Origin of the sequence: Stenotrophomonas sp. Bg11-02 (assembly GCF_002836635.1) — a bacterium.
In the GTDB taxonomy this organism is placed as follows: Bacteria; Pseudomonadota; Gammaproteobacteria; order Xanthomonadales; family Xanthomonadaceae; genus Stenotrophomonas; species Stenotrophomonas lacuserhaii.
Genome location: NZ_PJAY01000046.1, coordinates 1 through 19733 on the forward strand (window position 1 = coordinate 1; position 19733 = coordinate 19733).

The window sequence follows — 19733 nt, forward strand, 5'->3', positions numbered from 1 at the left end:
GCCCGAAGGCGTTTCGTCGTTGCGAGCCGCCTATTATGCCGGACTTTTTCAGTCCGTCAACACCTTCGTTCGATTGAATCGTTCGGCGGTGGTGGCGTGCTGTTTCCGCTCTGGTTTCCGAAGAAATCGTTGCGTTGCAGCGAGGGAGCGAATTGTAGAGATCCTGCAGGATTCGTCAACACCTTTTTTCAATTTGATGACAGCGCATGTGCTGCACGCGCTCCTGCACGCGTTGCGCGCACGGCAGCGCAGCAGGTATCAATGAACGCTACCCCTCCGGATCAACACGACAATGGATGCAGTCCCCACGCGCGCATGGTGGCGCGACCTCTCCTTGCCCGCCGTGGTCGCCGGCTTCATTACCGTACTGGTGGGGTTCGCCAGTTCGGCGGTGATCGTGTTCCAGGCCGCCCAGGCCGTGGGGGCGGACCAGCAGGAGATCGCGTCCTGGATGTGGGCGTTGGGGCTGGGCATGGGCGTGACCTGCATCGGCCTGTCGCTGCGTTACCGGATCCCGGTCGTCAGCGCGTGGTCCACCCCGGGCGCAGCGATGCTGGTGGTGGGTGCCGGCGGCGTCAGCTTGCCTGAGGCGATCGGCGCCTTCCTGCTGGCTGCCGTGCTCGGCGCGGTGCTGGGGTTCTCGGGGGTGTTCGCCAGACTGATGGAGCGCGTGCCGATGGCATTGGCCGCCGGCATGCTGGCGGGCGTGCTGCTGCGCTTCGGGCTGGAGGTCTTCGTCTCCATGCAGACACAGCTGCTGATGGCGCTGGCGATGTTCGGCAGCTGGCTGCTGGCGCGGCGCCTGCTGCCCCGCTATGCGGTGATTGCCACCCTCATGGTGGGCATCGCGGTGGCGCTCGGCACCGGACAGCTGCACCTGCAGGGCATTGAACTGCAGCTCGCGCTGCCGGTATGGACCACGCCACGGCTCAGCTGGGCGGCGGTGGCCAGCGTTGCGCTGCCCCTGTTCGTGGTGACCATGGCCTCGCAGAACATTCCCGGGGTCGCGGTGATCCGCGCTTCGGGTTACCAGGCACCGGTGTCGCCACTGATCGGCTGGATCGGCGTGGTCAACGCGGTGCTGGCGCCGTTCGGTGCTTTCGCATTGAACCTGGCCGCGATCACGGCGGCGATCTGCATGGGCCGCGAGGCACACCAGGATCCGGCCCGACGCTACACCGCTGCCATGGCGGCGGGTGCCTTCTATATCGTCGTTGGTGTGTTCGGGGCCACGGTGGCTGCGCTGTTCGCTGCCTTCCCGAAGGAACTGATTGCCTGCGTGGCCGGCATTGCGTTGTTGGGCACCATCGGCAACAGCCTGGCAACCGCACTGGCAGTGGAGCGCGACCGTGAGGCCGCGTTGGTGACCTTCCTGGCTACCGCGTCCGGTATGTCCCTGTGGGGGATCGGCTCGGCATTCTGGGGACTGGTGGCCGGCGCGGTGACCTTGCTGGTGCTGCGCCCGCGGGTCCTGGCGTAGGCCAGCTTGCGCCGAGGCGCGACGGCGTTGCGCGGATCGACCATGCAGGCCTGTTACAGCGGCTGCACCGACAGGGTCTGCTGCAGCACGTGGCGGCCGCCGGCCGGGATCTTCACCACGTCCGGGCCCGCGTTGGCCGCTTCCAGGCAGATGTAGTCGCGCCAGCCATCACCGACGTCGGCCATCCTGGCGGCCGCCTCTGCCCCCGGGTTCCAGGCCACCAGCGAACGGCTGCCCTGCGTTTGCAGGGTGATGCGTCGCTTCAACACCGGATCGTGCAGTACGTAGCGGCCCCCGGCCTGCGTATAGATGCGGTCACTGCGGCCGGGATCGCGCGGATCGCGCAGGTTCCACGGCCCCTGCTGGCGGCGCGCCTGGGCGTAGTTCTCGTACTTGTCCAGGTAGTCCAGGCCGTCTACGCCCTCCACGTCCACGCGCCCGGCGTCACCGACGCGGAAGTAATTGTGCAGCGCCTGGCTGATCGTCGCCGGCGCGGTGCCGGTGTTGTCGGTGATCAGCCGCTGGGTCAGGGTCGCCCCGATGGTCACCACCATCTGCAGGCGCAGTGACAGGTTGTCCAGCACCGGTGGTGCCAGGGTGAGCTCGATGCTGCCGTCGGCCAGCGCGCGCGCCTGCTTCAACTCCCACGGCAGGGTACGCACGAAGCCATGTGCGGGCACCTCATTGGACTGTCCCTGCCGACCGAAGTACGGCCAGCACACCGGGCTGCCGCCGCGGATCGGCGTCGGCAGTCCAGCGCGACGGGGCGACAGCCACATCACGTCCTGACCGCCGGTGGGCACGAAGGACAGCAGCTGGCCGCCGAACACACTGATCGCCGCGCTGCCCTGCGGGGTCTGGATGAGCCACGCATCAAGCCCCTGGAACTGGCCACTGGTCACGCCTTGGATCTGTTGCACCTTGGATGCACTCCGCACCGCTGGCGACTGCACCAGCGTGTTGTAGTTGGAAGGAAGGATGAAGCGGCTGGCGGCCGGCGCGGCGACAGTGGCTGGCTCGGCCTGCAATGCCTGCAGGATGCGGCGGCCGGCGCGTCCATCCAGCGGCGTCCATCCCAGGCGTTGCTGCTCGGCCTGGATGGCGCGGCGGCTGGCAGTGCCGATCATGCCGTCGACCTGGCCGATGTCGTGCCCGCGCGCGGCCAGCAGCGCCTGCAGCTGGCGGCGTTCGCGGCGTCCCAGGCCCGGATCATCGGTGGGCCAGGCGGTTGCCAGGCCGGCCCCGCCACGCAGCCGGTCAGCCAGCGTGGCGATGGCCAGCGCGTAGCTCTCTGCCGCGTTGTAGCTGTAGATCGCGTCGTAGTTGCGGAACACCAGCAGCGCCGGTCCGGTGTTTCCGGCCGGCAGCAGCAGCGCCGCGCGGGCGTCGGCGGGCAGCCCGGCGGCTGTGATGGCCTCGCCCTGCAGGGTGGTCACGCCCAGCGCTTTCCACGCCGGTAGCGACCGGCGCTGGGTGCGTCCGGCCTGCGCGACGCTGAAGCCAGCGGGTACGCGGACTTCCATGCCCCACGCCTCCCCGCTGCGCCAGCCGGCACGCTTGAGATAATTCGCAGTGGAGGCCAGCGCGTCGGGGATGCTGCCCACCAGGTCGCGGCGGCCATCGCCATCACCGTCCACCGCGATACGCGCATAGGTACTCGGCATGAACTGGGTATGCCCGAAGGCACCGGCCCAGGAGCCCACCAGGCCCTCGCCGCGCAGGTCACCCCGGTCGATCAGCTTGAGCAGTGACAGCAGTTCCCCGCGGAAGAACGACTGGCGCCGGCCCGCGCAGGACAGCGTGGACAACGACTGCAGCAACGGGCGCTTGCCGAACACGCGGCCGTAATCACTTTCCACGCCCCACACCGCCACGATGGTGGCCGGGTCCACGCCGTACTCGGCGGATACCTGCTGCAGCAGTGCGCGGTGCTGGGCCAGCATGGCGCGGCCGTCGTCCACCCGCTGTTCGTCGACCAGCGCAGCCAGGTAATCCCAGATCGGCGTGGTGAACTCGGGCTGGGCATCCAGCAGCTCCAGCACGGAAGGATCCGGCTGCACGCCGGCCATCAGCGCGCTGAAGCGCTCGGCCGGGATGCCCTGCCCTGCCGCGCTGGCCTGCAGGGTCGACAGGCAGGAAGCAAATGCGGGATCGGGCTGCTGCGCGGTCGCCAGCGGGCTGGCCAGCAACGTGGCGAGCAGGATCAGCGAGCGGGTGGTCATGGTCATCCTCCGTGCCGCCATGGCCCCTGCATCATAACGGCACTGAAGAATCAGCGGCGACGCAGCAGGCGCAGGCCGAAGGCCGGTTGTGGCGCGACGGTGTCCCAGCGTCCAATCACCTCAAGCCCGGCCGCATCGAGCAGCTGCTGCAGGCTTTCATCGGTGTACTTGTGGCTGTATTCCACCTGGATGGCGTCGCCTGCGGCGAACCGGAACCGGTGGCCATCAAGGGTCACCTCCTGGTCGCGGTCACTGACCAGCTGGGTTTCAATGCGCAGCCGCGGCACGCTGTAGCGTGCACGGTGGTGGAAAGCCTGCAGGTCGAAATCGCTGCCGACCTGCTGGTTGAGGCGCTTGAGCAGGTTGAGGGTGAAGGCGGCAGTGACTCCGGCCGCATCGTTGTAGGCCGCTTCCAGCGTAGCGGTGTCCTTGTGCAGGTCCACGCCGATCAGCGCCAGTCCGTCTTCGCCCATGGTCTGGCGCATGGCGCGCAGCAGGACCACCGCTTCATCGTGCTCGAAGTTGCCCAGGGTCGAGCCGGGGAAGAACAGCAGGCGCCGCGCGGCTTCTTCTTCGGGCTCGGGCAGGTCTACCGGCTGGGTGAAATCGGCACAGACCGGCAGCATCTCGATGTCCGGATGGGCCGGTGCCAGGTGGTCGATGCTCGACAGCAGGGCGGCGCGCGAGATCTCGATCGGGGTGTAGGCCACCGGTCCGTCAAGCGCCTCCAGCAGCAGCGTGGTCTTGCGGCCGCTGCCACTGCCCAGCTCCACCACGTGCACGCGCGGACCGACCTTCTGCGCGATACGCGGCAGCGACTGTTCCAGCAACGCCAGCTCGGTCCGGGTCGGGTAGTACTCCGGCGTGCGGGTGATCTGTTCGAACAGGGCCGAACCCGCTGCATCGTAGAAGTATTTCGAGGGCAGCCGCGGCGGCTGCGCTGACAGGCCTGCGATGGCGTCGGACAGCACCCGCTCGCGGCTGGGGGTCAGGTCGGTCAGCGCCTGGCGCGCGGCGTGTACGGTACTCATGCGACGTTGCTCATTGAAGGGCCTTTGCCAGGCGCACGCCGGAAAACTGCCAGCGTGCGGAGGGGTCGAAGAAATTGCGGTAGCTGGCGCGGACGTGGCCGCGTGGCGTGGCGCAGCTGCCGCCACGCAGGATCCACTGGCCACACATGAACTTGCCGTTGTATTCGCCGAGGCTGCCCGGGAAGGTGGCGAAACCGGGATAGGGGCCGTAGGCGCTGCTGGTCCATTCCCAGACATCGCCGTGCAGCTGCTGCAGGCCATCCGCTCCGCGTGGCGCGGACGGATGCAGGCGATCGTCGTCGACGAAATGGCCGTCAGGGGCGTGCTGGCTGGCAGACGCTTCCCACTCGAACTCGGTGGGCAGGCGCGCGCCGGCCCAGCGGGCGTAGGCATCGGCTTCGTAATAGCTGATATGGCAGACCGGCGCGTGCGGATCCAGCGCACGCCAGCCGCCGAGGGTGTATTCGCGCTCCAGCGCGTCATCCCAGTACAGCGGATGACGCCACTGCTGGGCCTGGTTCAACGACCAGCCCTCGCTCATCCACAGCTGCACCTGCTGGTAGCCGCCATCAGCGATGAAGGCGGCGAACTCGGCGTTGCTGGCCGGCCTGTTGGCCAGCGCATGGGCAGGCACCAGCACGCGGTGGCGCGGGGATTCGTTGTCGTAGGCGAAATCGGCATCGGCGGGCCAGGCATGGGCGCCGATCCACGCGATGCGCTCCGGGCTGTCGATCCACTGCAGCGGCGTGGCGGCGCCGGCCACGGTGGCCAGGTCATCGCGGTAGGCCGGCTGCAGCGGATTGCTCCACAGCGCGTGCTTGATATCGGTCAGCAGCAGTTCCTGATGCTGTTGTTCGTGGTGCAGGCCGAGCTGAAGATGGTCCAGCGTGTCATCGGCCAGTACACCGTCGTGCAACAGGCGCAGCACCTGGCCATCGATACGTTCGCGGTAATCGCGCACCTGCTCCAGGCTGGGCCGGGACAGCAGGCCACGCTGCGGCCGCGCGTGTGCCGGGCCGATGGTTTCGTAGTAGCTGTTGAACAGGAAATGCCAGTCGGGCTGCAGCGGCTGGTAGCCCCGCTGCGTGCCCAGCACGAAGCGTTCGAAGAACCACGTGGTGTGGGCAAGGTGCCACTTGGTGGGGCTGGCGTCGGCCATGCTCTGCACCATCGCGTCTTCGGCACTGAGCGGGGCAGCAAGCGCTACGCTGCGTTGGCGCACGTGGACGTAGAAGTCGGCCAGGGCGGCATGGCGGGAAGGGTTCACGGGGGCGGTGGCGAGCAGGCTGTTCACGACAGGAAGCTTGGGTCAGCCGCGGTGAGGACCACGTCATCGACGGCCGCGGCCGGGCTGCTACAGCGCGTCCAGGTAGAACCAGTACCCGTCGATGCGCTGGAAGCGGCTGTGCTCGGTCATCTTGACCGCACTGCCGCCGCCGATGCGGTAGCGCGCGGTGAAGCGCACCTGCGCGCGGTCGCCGTCCTGCTGGTGCTCATGCACGGTCAGGCCCAGCCACCGGGTGCGCTGGCCGGGGGCTTCGTCCAGGGAGAGCTCCGCCGGACGGGTATCGGGGTGCCAGCTGGAGAGCAGGTAGTGGGCACGCTGCAGCACGTAGGCGCTGTAGCGCGAGCGCATCAGGGTCGCGGCATCGGCCGCCGGCTCGCCTGCATGGCAACGGCCGCAGCAGTCGGCGTAGGGCTTGCCGAGGTCGCAGGGGCAGGTATCGGGGGCAGTCTGGCTCATGCCGCTATTTTTGCACGGCCGGTGCGCGGCGGACCGGCGGGCCACGGCGGGGTGGGCGTATCCTGTCGGCCCCCTACTGCAGGCCTGATCCGTGCTGGACATGATCCCCCCCGAACTCTGGTGGCTGGTGGCCATCGCCTTCATTGCCGGTCTGGTCGATGCGGCGGTCGGCGGCGGCGGGCTGGTGCAGCTGCCGGGACTGTTCACGGTGCTGCCGCAGCACTCCCCCGCCCTGCTGTTCGGCACCAACAAGTTCAGCTCGGCCTTCGGGACCGGGGCGGCGGCCTGGCGCTATGCGCGCAACGTGCGCTTCCCGTGGCGACCGGTGCTGTTCGCCGCGGCCACGGCCTTCATCTTTTCGTTCCTCGGCGCGACGGCGGTCAGCCTGCTACCCAAGGATGCGGTGCGCCCGCTGGTGCTGGTGCTGCTGGTGGCGATGCTGGGCTACACGCTGTGGAAGAAGGATTTCGGGGCGCTGCACGGCCCGCGCGAGGTGGGCCGCCGCGAGCTGGTGATCGCGCTGGGGATCGGTGCGGCGATCGGCTTCTACGACGGCTTCTTCGGGCCGGGCACCGGCAGCTTCCTGATCTTCCTGTTCGTACGCTTCTTCGGGCTGGATTTCCTGCGCGCCTCGGCGGCGTCGAAGGTGGTCAACCTGTCCACCAACTTCGCTGCGCTTTCGTTCTTCGTGCCCACCGGCAACGTGTTGCTGCTGTTCGCCGTACCGATGGCGGTGGCCAACATCGTGGGCTCGGTGGTGGGCACGCGGCTGGCCTTGCGCGGGGGAACGCCGTTCATCCGCAAGCTGTTCGTGGGCCTGGTGGTGGTGCTGATCGCGCGGATGGGGTGGGATACGTTTGCCTGACACCCCGCTGCGCTCGCCGAGCATGGCTCGGCGCCACCGTTGCCGCAGCATCACGCGTCGGCTTGTTCGGGCTCGGGTTCGTTGGCCTGCTGGCGGCTGCGTTCGGGCAGTTTCAGGCGCTTTCCTTCTTCATCGTATTCAATCAGCAGGACGCCGGAATCGTGCCGGCCGCTGATCTCCACGAAGCAGGCGCCGCCGATGAACGGCTCCAGCGTCATCACCGATTTCAGCGGGGTGGCGACCACCATCTGGAAACCGAAGTTGTCGAAGATGTTCATCGCCAACGCGGTGAACTCGTTGTCGGCCTTGTCGAAGGCCTCATCGAGCACCACCGCAGCGTAGCTCGGCAGCTGGCCATCGGCGCCACCGAGCTGGTAACGCAGCGCTGCCGCCAGACAGGTGGTGGCGAGCTTCTGCCGCTGGCCACCGGACTTGCCGGCGCCACTACGGTAGATCTCGACCTGCTGGCGGGTGGCGGCATCCAGTTCCACGCCGATGAACTCCACGTGCATGCGCACGTCCAGCACCAGCTCACGCCAGCGCTTGTCTTCGCCTTCGGACGAACCCAGCCGGGTGACCAGCTGGCGCAGCACGGCGAACTGGGCTTCGGCCAGTTCGCGCTGTTCGGTCTGCTGCTGGGACAGCACCTCGCGCAGGTGCTGGTGGAACTCCAGCACTTCCGGCAGGCGGCGGTCGCTGAGCTCGATGGTCAGCAGGGTGCCGCGGTTGAACGGCACCTGTTCCAGGCTGGCGTTGACCTCATCCAGGCGCTGGCCGATCGACTTGCGCGCCTCGGCGCTGTGCCGCTGCAGGGCCAGCAGGTTGTTCTTGCTCTGGTTCTGCAGCAGGTCGAAGAAACGTTCCTCGTGCTGTGGCAGGCCGTCGCGTTCCAGACGCTCCAGGCGGGCCAGGAAATCATCGGCCGATGCCACTGATACGGTGAAGTCGCCGGATTCTTCCGGCCAGCCCTGCACGAAGCGGCGGAAGCAGCCCAGCAGCTGGTTCTCGACCCGGTTGACGTCCTGTTGCGAGGACGACAGCGATTCGTTCAGCGCGTTGCTGACCTGGCGCATGTGCGCCTCCAGCGTTTCCAGGCTGAGCGCACCGAACGCTTCCAGGCGTTCCTGCAGGCCCGCTTCCTGGGTGGCGCCCAGTGTCGGCAGCACCAGTGCACGGCTCTGCTGGCGGGCGCGGTCCAGGCGGTCGCGCTCCTTCACCAGCTGGCCGCGCTCGACCCGGGTATCTTCGTAGGTGCGTCGCGCCTGTTCGATGTCCGAACGCGCCGCGTCGATCTGCCGCGCCAGCTTTTCCAGGTCCGCGTTGCCTTCACGCAGGTCGCGCAGGGTTGCTTCGATGTCGACCAGGCGCTGCTGCGGGGTGGCGACGTCGATCTCGTCCCAGCCGATGCCGGCCAACTGGTGGCAGGCCAGGCGGCGCTCATTATCGAGATCGCGCTGCGCACGCAGCCGCGCGACGTCTTCGTCGCAGCCGGCGATCCGCTTCGCCAGTTCCTGCGCTTCCTTTTCGTACACGGCCAGCTTGTCGCGGTTGTTGAAGCCCAACAGCCAGCGGCGGCGGTCGGTCACCGCGCTGCGGTCATCCTTCTCGAAGCGGTCGCCGGGATGCTTGACCTGGCCTTCGCGGGTGATGCCGCGGTCGACGTTGCGCAGCTGGCGCGCGTCTACGCACTCATAATCGAAGCGCTTGCCCAGCTCGCGCCGCAGCCAGCCTTCGAACACGTGGTCGCGCAGTTCCAGCTTGTGCAGCAGCGAACGCGGCGACGGGTCACGCGCGAACGCCTCGTCGTTGCGACGCACGCGGTAATAGGTGAAACGCATGCCGAGGTGGGTGCGGTTCACCCAGTCGGCAACTTCGTTGTAATGCTTGTCGTCGACCAGCAGCGACTGCGCGAAACCGAACAGCACCCGCTCGATGGCACCCTGCCACGGCAGGTCATCCTCGCGTATCTGGATCAGCTCGCCGACGAACGGCAGCGCCGCCTCGGGCAGGCCGGTTTCCTCCACCAGCCGTGCACGCAGTTTCTGCAGCGGCGCGGGGATGCTGGAGGTATTGCGCTGCATGGCATCCAGTTCGGCACGCACGTCGCTGAAGCGGCGCTCGTCATCGCGCCGGCCACCCAAGCGTTCACTGATCGCATCATCAAGCGCCGAGGAGGCGCGCTTGCGGTCCAGCAGTTCGGTCGACGCCTGTTCCACCAGTGCGGCGAAGCCATGTGCATCCTCGGGCAGCGCCTGTTGCAGCTGTCCGGCGGCATCGCGGGCCTGGGCCTGCTTGGCCTGGCGACGGTCGCGCTCGGCTTCGGCGCGGCCCTGTTCGCGTTCCAGTTCCTCGATCCGCTCACCGCCCTGCTGGCGCCGCTGCAGCTCCAGCTCGCCCAGCTTGGCGGTGTGGTTGTCGAGCGCGGCGCGGCGCTGGGATTCCTCGCCCAGCAGGCCACGGTCGCGGGTGTCGAGTTCACGCAGGCGCGCATCGATCAACTGCTGGCGGCGCGACTCGCGGAAACTGTCGATGCCCAGCTTCAGCACTTCATCGTCACTGCGGCGGCGCTTGATCTGCTTCAGTTCGCCGTAGTGCTCGCGCGCCGGCAGCAGGGTTTCCACCTGGCGGCGCGCGGTGACCACGGCCTGGTGCGCGCCATCCAGTTCGGCGAAGTCGTTGACCAGCCGTTCGGCGGCGTCAAAGGTCTTCGGCGTATCGAGCATGAAGTCGCGCAGGAAGACGTTGAGGTCGCCGAGGTTCTTGGCCGACTGGGTCTTGTGCAGCAGGCGCAGCGCCATCTCGTTGTCGATGCCGAGCAGGTGACGGAAGCGCTCGGCGTAACCGGCGAAGCTGTCGAAGTGGTGCACGTCGGCCAGCTTCTGCTTCAGCTTGCGCAGGTCCAGGTCGAAGCCGCCGAGGTCCTTGGCGATGTCGAACGGGCGCTCGGCCACCAGGTAGTGCTTGCGCACATCGCCAGCGGTGGCGCCGTTGCCGGCGATCCAGAACAACCGCACCAGGCTGACCACGCGGCCATCGCCGGCGCGGTATTCCAGCACCAGCGCGGTCCAGGTGGCGCCCTTGCGCAGGTACTGGGTGGCGATCTCGCCGGTGCCGCGGTCCTGCTGGTCGGCCCAGGCGCCACGCACGTAGGACACCAGGTTGCGGTCGCGGCCACTGCGCTCGGCTTCGCGCGCGGCGGCGTTGAAGTCGACGATGGCCGGCGGCACCAGCAGCGCGGACATTGCATCAAGCAGGGTCGACTTGCCCGAGCCGGAGCGGCCCACGAACAGGAAGCCGCGCTCGGCGATCGGCACTTCGGTCAGGCCGTTGAAGGTGCCCCAGTTGTGTACCTGCAGGCGGCGCATGCGGAACTGCTGCGTGCGCGGGTCCGGCAGGCCTTCGGTGAACAGGGCGGGAGTGTGCTTGGAAGTGGCCATGGCGTGCTCGCTGGGATCAGGCTTCGGCAGCCGGGGTTTCGCGCAGCTGGCGGTACACCGCCGACAACGCGGAGACGTCTTCTGCAGAGAACAGCAGCTTCAATGCGGGAGAGACTTCGTGGCGGTCTTCCTGGCCCGCCAGGCGGGTCAGGATGTGATTGTCCTTCATCTTCTGCACGGCACCGGCCACGCGGCGGTTGAAGCCGGCGCGGTCGGTGGACAGGTTCTTTTCGTATACCGCCAGGGCCTCGGCCATCTCCGCATCGGCGACCACCGCGCGGTTGCCGCGGGCATCGGCCTCGCCCAGTTGCTGGCGCAGATACAGCAGCAGCACCGAGTCGATGAAGGTCAGCGGCGAGGTGCGCAGCAGCACCGGCGAATCCAGGTCTTCGGTATCGGCCTGGCGGGTGAAGGCAACGCCACTCTCGCGGTCCAGCACCAGTTCCAGGAACAGGTCGGACAGGGAGGTGCGGATGGCGGCTTCGTTGCGCAGCAGCGCCGGCCACAGCTTGGCGTGGCGCTGCTGGTCGATGCTCGGGCCGATCAGCAGCTGGCACAGCGCGCGGCGCGCGTCCTGCGGCAGCCGGCCGGTATCGCCCAGGTACAGCACGTCATTGTTGCGGCGTGGCAACGGGGTGACCACCACCGGCTCGGCGTCGAAGGCATCCTCGCCCTCGCCCAGGCGGGAGGATTCGATCGGATCTTCATTCCAGCTCATGGCGTTTCTCCTGGGTGAACCAAACCAGCGGGATGCGGGCACGCCGCCATTGGCCATCGCCACCGCGCCAGTGGGCCAGCTCCTGCTCGCCCTCCACCACGGTGCCGAAGCGTGTGCCCAGCGACAGGTAGCCGATGACGCTGCCCAGCCCCTGCGGCGCTTCGCGCTGCGACAGGGCCTGGGAAATGCTCAGCTTCGGCTGCATGCCGAGCAGGTCATGCAGGTCGCGGCGCAGGGTACGGAAGTCGATTTCGGACGATGCCACCAGGTCGCCCACGCTTTCCAGGCTGATCGCGGCGGCATCGTTGCGCTGCACGCTGCCATCGACCTGGGCGCTGCGTGGATCATGCAGTTTCCACTGCGACCACGAACGCAGGCGGCTGGTGGTCAGCTGCAGGTCGCGGCCGATCGAACGCTGGGCGGGGAAATCATCGCGCAGGGCCAGTGCCTCGGCCTGCGCCTGTTTCAGCAGCTGGTTGAGCCGGCGTTGTTCCAGGTAGCCGCGGCTCTGCACGAAACCACGCAGGCTGCGGGCAAAGTGCTGCAGCACATCGTGGACCTGGCCGCCGCGCTCCAGCATGGTGCCGGTGAAGCCGCGCAGGAACGCGCGCTCGTTGCGGTCCAGGCGCCGCGCGAACCCACGCGCCAGCACCGATTCCAGCGCGGCATCCAGCTGCGCACTCTGTTCGGCATCGTTGAGCAGGCGCCAGAAGGCCTGGAAACTGCGGCCGGCGTCGCTCTCGCCGATCACGTCCACGCCTTCGAACAGCTTGGACAGCACGTCGCCGCGCTCGCCTTCGTCGTCGATGATGCGTTCGCGGAACTCACGGTTCAGGCGTTCGAAGTCATCGCGCACGCGGCGGAAGTCTTCGGTCAGTTCGTCGGCCAGCCCGATGATCTGGCGGGCGCGTTCCAGCGCGCGCTTGCCATCCAGCGCGGCGACGCGGCCTTCGCCGACGCGGGCGATTTCCGCATCGATGCGGTCGCGCTCGTCGCGTAGTGCGGACAGCCGCGCATCCGGATCGGCTTCGGTCTGCGCGGCCAGCTGCGACAGCTGGTTGATCACCAGTGCCAGGCGGCTTTCGGTGGCGGCAACCCGGCTTTGTTCCAGGCTGTCGGCAAAGCGGATCGCCTGCAACGCCTGGGTGGACAGCTCGTACTGTTCCTGGTCGGCGCCTTCGGGCAGGCGGCGTTCCAGCCAGCCCTGGGCCAGCCAGTGGGCCACGTAGGCCTGCGCGGTGCGCGGCAGCTCACGCGACAGCTCTTCGCCGTTGAGCTGGTCCAGCGCGCGCTGCAGGCGCTCGTGCAGCACCGGCGCGGCCAGCGTGCGTTCGCCGTCCATCAGCAGGCCCTGCAACAGGCCGATGATCTCCGGCGCATGGTCGGCGGCGAGCAGCTTCCATTGCGGTTGTTCGCGCAGGTGGCGGTAACGGGTGATGCGTTCGCGATGCTTCATGCAGCGAGGGAATCCGGATAGGCGTGCAGCGGCGGTCGGGCGCGCGGCTGGAACGGCACCGGCCACGCGGGCCGGCACCGGACAGGCAGCGTGATCAGCGCTTGCCGCCGACTTCGATGAAACGCAGGAATTCGGCGCGGGTGCGGGCGTCTTCGCGGAAGCTGCCCAGCATCTTGGAGGTGACCATGCTGACGCCGCGCTTGTGGATGCCGCGGGTGGTCATGCATTCGTGGGCACCTTCGACCACCACGCCCACGCCGATCGGCTGCAGCACGTCCTGGATGCACTGGGCGATCTGCGCGGTCATCTTTTCCTGCACCTGGAAGCGGCGCGCATAGGCTTCCACCACCCGGGCCAGCTTGCTGATGCCCACTACCTTGCCGGCCGGCAGATAGCCGACGTGCACGCGTCCGATGATCGGCGCCATGTGGTGTTCGCAGTGGCTTTCGTATTCGATGTCGCGCAGCACGATCAGCTCGTCGTAGCCGGCAACCTCTTCGAAGGTGCGCTCCATGTAGGCCCGCGGGTCGTCGCGGTAGCCGCTGAACCAGTCGCCATAGGCCTCGGCGACCCGGCGCGGGGTATCCAGCAGGCCTTCGCGGGTCGGGTCTTCACCGGCCCAGCGCAGCAGGGTGCGCACGGCCTCTTCGGCCTGCGTCTGGGAAACATCGCCCTGCGGCGTCTTGGAATTGTTGTCGTTGCTCATTGCGAACTGCATCCCGGAGGGGTCGAGCATGGTAGCCGACCCGAGGGGGAGCCGTCCTGCCGCGGCACTCGCAGGCCGTGCGCAGTAACACAGGTTCAGGGAAGACACAGGCGGCCCTATTGATAGGAATGAAATTAGTAGTATCCTATCGATCTGCCATGAACACCTCACTCGACGAACGTACCCGGCTGCAGATGCAGCTCAGCTCCGGCCTGCTCCAGTCAGGCCGGCAATGGCAGCGCCTGGCCGACACCGCATTGGGCAGCCATGGCATTTCCACTGCCTGCACCATGCCGCTGCTGATGATCGGCCGCTCCGGCGGCGGCATCCGCCAGGTCACCCTGGCCCAGCAGCTGGGGCTGGAAGGCCCGTCGCTGGTGCGCCTGCTGGACAAGCTGTCTGCCAGTGGCCTGGTGCGCCGCGAATGCGATGCCAGCGACCGCCGCGCCAACCTGCTGTGGCTGACCGACGAAGGCCAGGCACTGGTCAGCGAGCTGGAACACAAGCTGATCGGGCTGCGCCAGGACGTGTTCGGCGAGCTGTCCATGGACGAGCTGCGCGCGGTGCTGAAGGTGTGGCAGCTGCTGTCCGCCGCGGTCGATCGCATTACGTAAGCGTTGTTCCCGGGGGATGCCGCTGGCGTGCAGACGTCGGTGGCGTTCGCCCGTTGCTGTTGCCGTTCCCTCCCCCGTCTTGAGCCCGATCCCTGCCGATGCCCGGTGAATTCAGTCTCCATGGAGTCTTCGTCCCGACCCTGCTCGGGCTGATGCTGCTCGCCTACGTGCTCAACAGCGGCCTGCGCGTGCTGCTGCAACGCAGTGGCGCCTACCGGCTGGTCTGGCACCCCGCCCTCTTCAACCTGGCCCTGTACGGCATCGTGCTGGGTGGGTTGTTCCACCTCCTGCGTTGGATGCAATCGTGAAAAAGATCATCAACAAAGCCGTGCCACCGGTGCTGACCGTGCTGGCGGTGATCGTGGCCCTGCTGGTGCTGCGCCAGCTGTGGGTCCATTACATGGACGAACCCTGGACCCGCGACGCGCACATCGGCGCCGACGTGGTGCAGGTCGCGCCCGATGTTTCCGGGCTGGTCGAAGCGGTGGACGTGGGCGACAACCAGGCGGTCAAAAAGGGCGCGCTGCTGTTCGTGGTCGACCGCGCGCGCTACCGGATCGCGCTGGAACTGGCACGCGCCTCACTGGCCGAACGGCAGGCCTCCGTGGCCCAGCTGCGCCGCGAGATCGCCCGTGACCGCAGCCTGCAGGACCTGGTGGCCGGCGAGGATGCCGAAGTGCGGCGGGCAAAACTGCAGGCCGCGCAGGCCGCACAGGCCACCGCGCAGGCGGCGGTCGACCTGGCCGAACTGAACCTGGCGCGCACCGAAGTGCGTGCCCCGGCCGATGGCCAGATCAACGACCGCACCGTGCGCGTGGGCGACTACGTGACCGCCGGCAAGCCGGTACTGGCCCTGCTGGATACCACCTCGTTCCGCGTGGATGGCTACTTCGAGGAGACCCGCCTGCGCGGCGTGGCCCCCGGCCAGCCGGTGGATATCCGCCTGATGGGCGAGGACGTGGCGCTGCACGGCCACGTGGAAAGCATCGCCGCCGGCATCGAAGACCGCTACCGCACCGATGGCAGCAGCCTGCTGCCCAACGTCACCCCGGCCTTCGACTGGGTCCGGCTGGCGCAGCGGATCCCGGTGCGCATCCGCATCGACGAGGTACCCGCCGGGGTACGGCTGATCTCCGGCCGCACCGCCACGGTGACCGTGGACCTGCACGGGACGGCCGCGCACAAGACCGGTGTCGCGCCGGTACGGGCGGGCCTGTGAACCGGCGCGCGCCCCTGCAACGGCTGCCGAAGCTGGCACTGATGATCACCCTGGCCGGCCTGGTCGCCTGCCGCACCGTCGGCCCGGATTACGCGCTGCCGGAAGATTCCGCGTTCAAGCGTCCGGCCGCCAACAGCGCCTTCATCGACACCGGCAACGCGCAGGTCGCGGCCAGTGCCGAACTGCCCGTCCGCTGGTGGTCGCTGTACCAGGATCCGGTGCTCGATGGCCTGATCGACCAGGCGCTGCGCGACAACCTGGAACTGAAAGCGGCCGATGCCCACCTGCGCCGCGCCGCCGCCCTGTACGAACAGGCCCTGGATGCCGGTGGCTTCGATTACGAAGCCGAGGCCGGGGTCAGCCGCGCGCAGCTTTCGGCCGAATCGTTCCTGCTGGAACACGAACTGCCGCCGATCAACCTGGCCGACGGCAAATTCGCGGTGAGTTACCAGTTCGACCTGTTCGGCAAGCTCAAGCGCGGGGCGGAAGCGGCGCATGCCGATGAGCAGTCGGTGGCCGCAGCGCGCGATATCGCGCGCATCAGCGTGGTCGCCGAGGTGGCCGACAACTACCTGGAAATCTGCCACGCCAATCACGAACTGCACGTTGCCACCCATTCACTGCAGCTGCAGCAGCGTGGCCGCCTGGTCACCCAGCGGTTGATCGCTGCCGGTCGCGGCACGGCGCCGGAACTGGCACGCGCCAATGCCCAGGTGGCGATGCTGGAAGCGGCGCTGCCACCGCTGCAGGCCAAGCGCCAGGCCGCTGCCTATTCGCTGGCCGCGCTGCTGGGGCAGACCCCCGGCCAGCTGCCGGCGGGGGTGGTGGACTGCAGCCACGCCCCCGCGCTGCTGCAGCCGCTGCCGATCGGGGATGGCCGCGCACTGCTGGCGCGTCGACCGGACGTGCGCCAGGCCGAACGCCGGCTGGCTGCGGCCACCGCGCGCATCGGCGTGGCCACCGCCGAACTGTATCCGGATATCCGGCTGGGGGCCTCGGTCGGGGCCGCCGGGCTGCTGGCCGACTTCGGTGAGCCGTTGACCCAGCAGTGGTCGTTCGGCCCGCTGATTTCCTGGACGCTGCCTTCTTCCGGCACGCGCTCGCGCATCCGCGCCACCGAAGCCGGGGCCGATGCGGCGCTGGCCGAATTCGACCAGACCGTGCTGCAGGCGCTGCGCGAGACCCAGACCGCCCTGGACCGCTATGCACAGGACCTGCGCCGCCTGCAGTCGCTGCAGGTGGCCCAGCAGCAGGCCACGCTGGCGGCCGAACAGAACCGCCGGCTGTACCAGGGCGGCCGCACGCCGTACCTGTCCAGCCTGGATGCCGACCGCAGCCTGGCCACCGCCGATGCCACCCTGGCCGATGCGCAGGCGCAGGTGTCACGCGACCAGATCCATCTGTTCCTGGCCTTGGGCGGTGGCTGGGATGCACCCGCCACTGCCGCTGCCGCTCCCACGGCGGCGAGGTAGACGGCGATGCGCGCGCTGCTGGACCGGCAAGGCTGGATGTTTTCGATCAAGACCTACCTGGCCTCGATCACCGCGCTGTACATCGGCCTGGCCGGCAACCTGTCGCGGCCCTACTGGGCGATGGCCACGGTCTACATCGTCAGCCAGCCGCTGCTCGGCCCGACCCGGGCCAAGGGCGTGTACCGCATCCTCGGCACGTTGCTGGCCGGCGCGGCCACGCTGCTGATGCTGCCGCACCTGGTGGAAACGCCGCTGCTGCTCAGTGCGGCGATGTCGCTGTGGCTGGCCGGCTGCCTGTTCCTGGCGCTGCTCAACCGCGGCCCACGCGGCTACGCCTTCCTGCTGGCCGGCTATACCACCGCCTTCATCGGCTTCCCGGCGGTGACCTCGCCGGAACTGATCTTCGACACCGTGGTAGCCCGCAGCGAGGAGATCATCCTCGGCACGGTGGTGGCGGTGCTGTTCGCCGCGCTGGTGTTCCCGGCGTCGGTGCGGCCGATGCTGACCGGTCGCATCGGCAACTGGATGGGGGATGCGGCGCAGTGGTGCCGGCAGATCCTGGAAGGCGGCCGCGCGCATGCACCGCGCAACCGGCTGGCCGCCGACCTGGTGCAGTTCGAAGCACTGATCGAGTTCCTGCGCCGCGACGATCCCCGCCATGCCGGCGCGGCAGTGTCGATGCAGCAGCTGCGCGAACGCATGCTGTTGCTGCTGCCGGTACTGTCCTCCATCGCCGACCGGCTGGGCGCGCTGCGCCGCCACGGCGACGGCCTGCCCGAAGGCCTGGAAACCCTGGTGGAGGACATCCGCCACTGGCTGGAAGACGCCACCGACAGCCCCACGCATGACCAGCTGCGCACCCGTATCAGCGCGTTGAAGCCACAGGTGGACGGCGACCTGCAGCACCTGCAGCTGGCCTCCCTGCTGCTGCGGCTGGAAGAACTGGTGGACCTGTGGGCGGACTGCCGCGCCCTTCACCAGGCCATCGAGCAGGGCCGCGCGCCGCAGCACGCCAGCCACTACCGCCTAAGCACCCGCAGCGTGGCCGAAAGCCGCCACGTGGATTACGGCATGGCGATGTTTTCCGCGCTCAGTGCAGGCATCGCCCTGATGAGTTACTGCGTGCTGTGGATCGGGCTGGGCTGGGAAGGCGGCGGCAACGGCGCGATGATGGCGGCGGTGGCGGCGTTCTTCGCCGCGCAGGATGATCCCGCGCCCAGCATGATGTCCTTCCTGCTGTGGGCGGTGGTGGCCAGCGTGGTCGCCGGCATCTACCTGTTCGGCATCTTCCCGGCCGTGCACGACTTCGGCCTGCTGGTGCTGCTGCTGGCGGTGGTGTTCCTGCCGCTGGGCGTGCTGCTGCACCACCCCAAGACGATGCTGTTCGCGCTGCCACTGACGGTGAACCTGGTGGCGCTGCTGAGCGTGCAGAACACCTACAGCGCCAACATCCAGAGCTTCGTCAATGCGGCGGTGGCGATGTTCATCGGGATTGGTTTTGCCGTTGTGATGACCCGCCTGTTCCGATCGGTGGGTGCCGAATGGACCGCGCGGCGGCTGGTACGACAGGGCTGGACCACGCTGGCCGAAGCGGCAGAAGGGCGCGGCCAGCAGGATCGAGAGCGCTTCGCGGCGCGCATGCTGGACCTGCTGGGACTGCTGGCGCCGCGGCTGGCGGCGACCCCGGAGGGCAGCGACATCGCCTCGGTGGACATGCTGACCGAAGCCCGGGTGGGGCTGAACATCCTGCAGCTGCGGCGCGCCCGGCTGGACCTGCCCGAACGCAGCCGCGAGGCAGTGGAACGGATCCTGGCCGAGATCGCCGCACATTACCGCCGGCAGGTGGCCGCACGGCGTCCGTTGCACGGTGATGACGCGCTGCGCGAACGGCTGGATGCCTCGCTGTCGCGGGTCGGCGGGGTGGCCGCCAGCAAGGCGCGCGACGAAGCGCTGATGGGCCTGGTGGGCCTGCGCTTCGCGTTGTTCCCCGACGCGGCAGCCGACGGCGCTGCCGGCGGAGACTGACCGGGGACTGGGGACTGGGGACTGGGGACCGTGGGCCATGGACCATGAACTGCGGGCGGTTGCCGTTGACCGCTGACTGTCGAACGCTGACCGCTGGCGGTAGCGCCGAGCCATGCTCGGCGGAATGCATCCGTTGCACGTCGCCCTGCCGGAAGCGCGCCGCTGCGCTCGCCGAGCATGGCTCGGCGCTACCGTTCCCCCGCCCGATGTCCCGCCCGTTCCCCGGCCCATTGTCCGGCCCGTGTCCCCGCCCGCCGCCCTGCCAGTCACCCCGCCGCAAGCAGCGGCGCGTTACCCTGCGCGTCCGCGCTTGCTGCGCACTTTCAACAGGAACATCCCGATGAGCTACGACATGATGGTCTTCGATGCCAGCGTGGCGCCGCGCGAAGCGACCGCCTTCATTGCCTGGTACGAGAAGCAGACCGACTGGAACGAGGATCATGACCATGATGATCCGAAGGTCGCCGCGCCGGCCCTGCAGGCCTGGTTCGCCGAGATCGCCGAGCACTTCCCGCCGATGAACGGCCCGCTGTCCGATGATGAAGACGACCGCGACGAAGTGACCGACTACAGCATCGCCGCCCATGTCATCTACGGTTCGTTCGCCGATGACGTGGCCGAGCGTGCGCACGAGATGGTGCAGGTGCTGGCCTTCCAGCATGGCCTGGGCTTCTTCGATGCCAGCAGCGATGAAGCCGCCATCGTGTACCCGGACGGCACCGTGCTGGTCCTGGAATAAGCATT

At 68.3% G+C, this 19733-nt stretch carries 16 protein-coding genes and 1 pseudogene; 9 read left to right on the plus strand and 8 right to left on the minus strand.

Going from position 1 to position 19733, the window contains the following annotated elements:
* On the plus strand, window positions 1–265 hold a 265-nt coding region (locus CXG43_RS19385), incomplete at its 5' end, for a hypothetical protein (protein WP_232767562.1).
* Window positions 266–292: 27 nt separating this feature from the next.
* Window positions 293–1480: a benzoate/H(+) symporter BenE family transporter gene (locus tag CXG43_RS03035; protein ID WP_101098612.1), complete on the plus strand. Its 1188-nt coding sequence runs from the start codon at window positions 293–295 to the stop codon at window positions 1478–1480.
* A 53-nt stretch (window positions 1481–1533) separates the two neighbouring features.
* On the opposite strand, the gene CXG43_RS03040 is transcribed toward CXG43_RS03035, so the two are convergent.
* The 4 genes from CXG43_RS03040 to CXG43_RS03055 all read right to left on the minus strand — a co-directional run bounded on the left by CXG43_RS03040 (window position 1534) and on the right by CXG43_RS03055 (window position 6477).
* Window positions 1534–3708, minus strand: a complete 2175-nt coding sequence (locus tag CXG43_RS03040; RefSeq protein WP_101098614.1) for a lytic murein transglycosylase — start codon at window positions 3706–3708, stop codon at window positions 1534–1536.
* A gap of 44 nt (window positions 3709–3752) precedes the next feature.
* Entirely contained in the window at window positions 3753–4733 is a 981-nt protein-coding gene (gene egtD, locus CXG43_RS03045) for an L-histidine N(alpha)-methyltransferase (protein ID WP_042612179.1), read from the minus strand.
* 10 nt (window positions 4734–4743) lie between these two features.
* Window positions 4744–6000 (minus strand): ergothioneine biosynthesis protein EgtB, encoded by a 1257-nt coding sequence (gene egtB, locus CXG43_RS03050; RefSeq protein WP_232767564.1) that lies wholly within the window; start codon window positions 5998–6000, stop codon window positions 4744–4746.
* 87 nt (window positions 6001–6087) lie between these two features.
* The gene (locus CXG43_RS03055; RefSeq protein ID WP_101098617.1) at window positions 6088–6477 is read right to left on the minus strand and encodes a YchJ family metal-binding protein; all 390 of its coding nucleotides are present in this window, start codon (window positions 6475–6477) and stop codon (window positions 6088–6090) included.
* Window positions 6478–6568: 91 nt separating this feature from the next.
* On the opposite strand from CXG43_RS03055, the gene CXG43_RS03060 reads away from it, so the two are divergent.
* A complete protein-coding gene (locus tag CXG43_RS03060) occupies window positions 6569–7342 on the plus strand; it encodes a TSUP family transporter (RefSeq protein ID WP_101098619.1) in 774 nt (257 codons plus the stop codon).
* Window positions 7343–7392: 50 nt separating this feature from the next.
* On the opposite strand, the gene CXG43_RS03065 is transcribed toward CXG43_RS03060, so the two are convergent.
* The 4 genes and pseudogenes from CXG43_RS03065 to folE all read right to left on the minus strand — a co-directional run bounded on the left by CXG43_RS03065 (window position 7393) and on the right by folE (window position 13659).
* The gene (locus CXG43_RS03065; protein WP_101098621.1) at window positions 7393–10779 is read right to left on the minus strand and encodes an SbcC/MukB-like Walker B domain-containing protein; all 3387 of its coding nucleotides are present in this window, start codon (window positions 10777–10779) and stop codon (window positions 7393–7395) included.
* A 16-nt stretch (window positions 10780–10795) separates the two neighbouring features.
* Window positions 10796–11386, minus strand: a pseudogene (locus CXG43_RS03070) (DUF4194 domain-containing protein); the annotation flags it as partial.
* 97 nt (window positions 11387–11483) lie between these two features.
* Window positions 11484–12953, minus strand: a complete 1470-nt coding sequence (locus CXG43_RS03075) for a DUF3375 domain-containing protein (protein ID WP_101098624.1) — start codon at window positions 12951–12953, stop codon at window positions 11484–11486.
* A gap of 94 nt (window positions 12954–13047) precedes the next feature.
* Window positions 13048–13659, minus strand: a complete 612-nt coding sequence (folE, locus tag CXG43_RS03080; RefSeq protein WP_101098626.1) for a GTP cyclohydrolase I FolE — start codon at window positions 13657–13659, stop codon at window positions 13048–13050.
* A 158-nt stretch (window positions 13660–13817) separates the two neighbouring features.
* On the opposite strand from folE, the gene CXG43_RS03085 reads away from it, so the two are divergent.
* The 6 genes from CXG43_RS03085 (at window position 13818) to CXG43_RS03110 (ending at window position 19728) form a co-directional block, all read left to right on the plus strand.
* Window positions 13818–14273 carry a MarR family transcriptional regulator gene (locus CXG43_RS03085; RefSeq protein WP_101098627.1) on the plus strand — a complete coding sequence of 152 codons (456 nt, stop codon included), beginning with the start codon at window positions 13818–13820 and terminating at the stop codon, window positions 14271–14273.
* Between the two features lie 98 nt (window positions 14274–14371).
* Window positions 14372–14581 carry a DUF1656 domain-containing protein gene (locus CXG43_RS03090; protein WP_042612171.1) on the plus strand — a complete coding sequence of 70 codons (210 nt, stop codon included), beginning with the start codon at window positions 14372–14374 and terminating at the stop codon, window positions 14579–14581.
* Complete coding sequence (locus tag CXG43_RS03095; RefSeq protein WP_198551435.1) at window positions 14578–15492, plus strand: efflux RND transporter periplasmic adaptor subunit; 915 nt, start codon at window positions 14578–14580, stop codon at window positions 15490–15492. The genes CXG43_RS03090 and CXG43_RS03095 overlap by 4 nt, the downstream gene beginning before the upstream one ends.
* A 41-nt stretch (window positions 15493–15533) precedes the next feature.
* Entirely contained in the window at window positions 15534–16964 is a 1431-nt protein-coding gene (locus CXG43_RS03100; protein ID WP_101098640.1) for an efflux transporter outer membrane subunit, read from the plus strand.
* Between the two features lie 6 nt (window positions 16965–16970).
* Entirely contained in the window at window positions 16971–18989 is a 2019-nt protein-coding gene (locus CXG43_RS03105) for an FUSC family protein (protein WP_101098630.1), read from the plus strand.
* 340 nt (window positions 18990–19329) lie between these two features.
* Window positions 19330–19728, plus strand: coding sequence for a hypothetical protein (locus CXG43_RS03110; protein ID WP_057508368.1), 399 nt, complete (start codon window positions 19330–19332; stop codon window positions 19726–19728).
* Window positions 19729–19733: the final 5 nt, after the last annotated feature.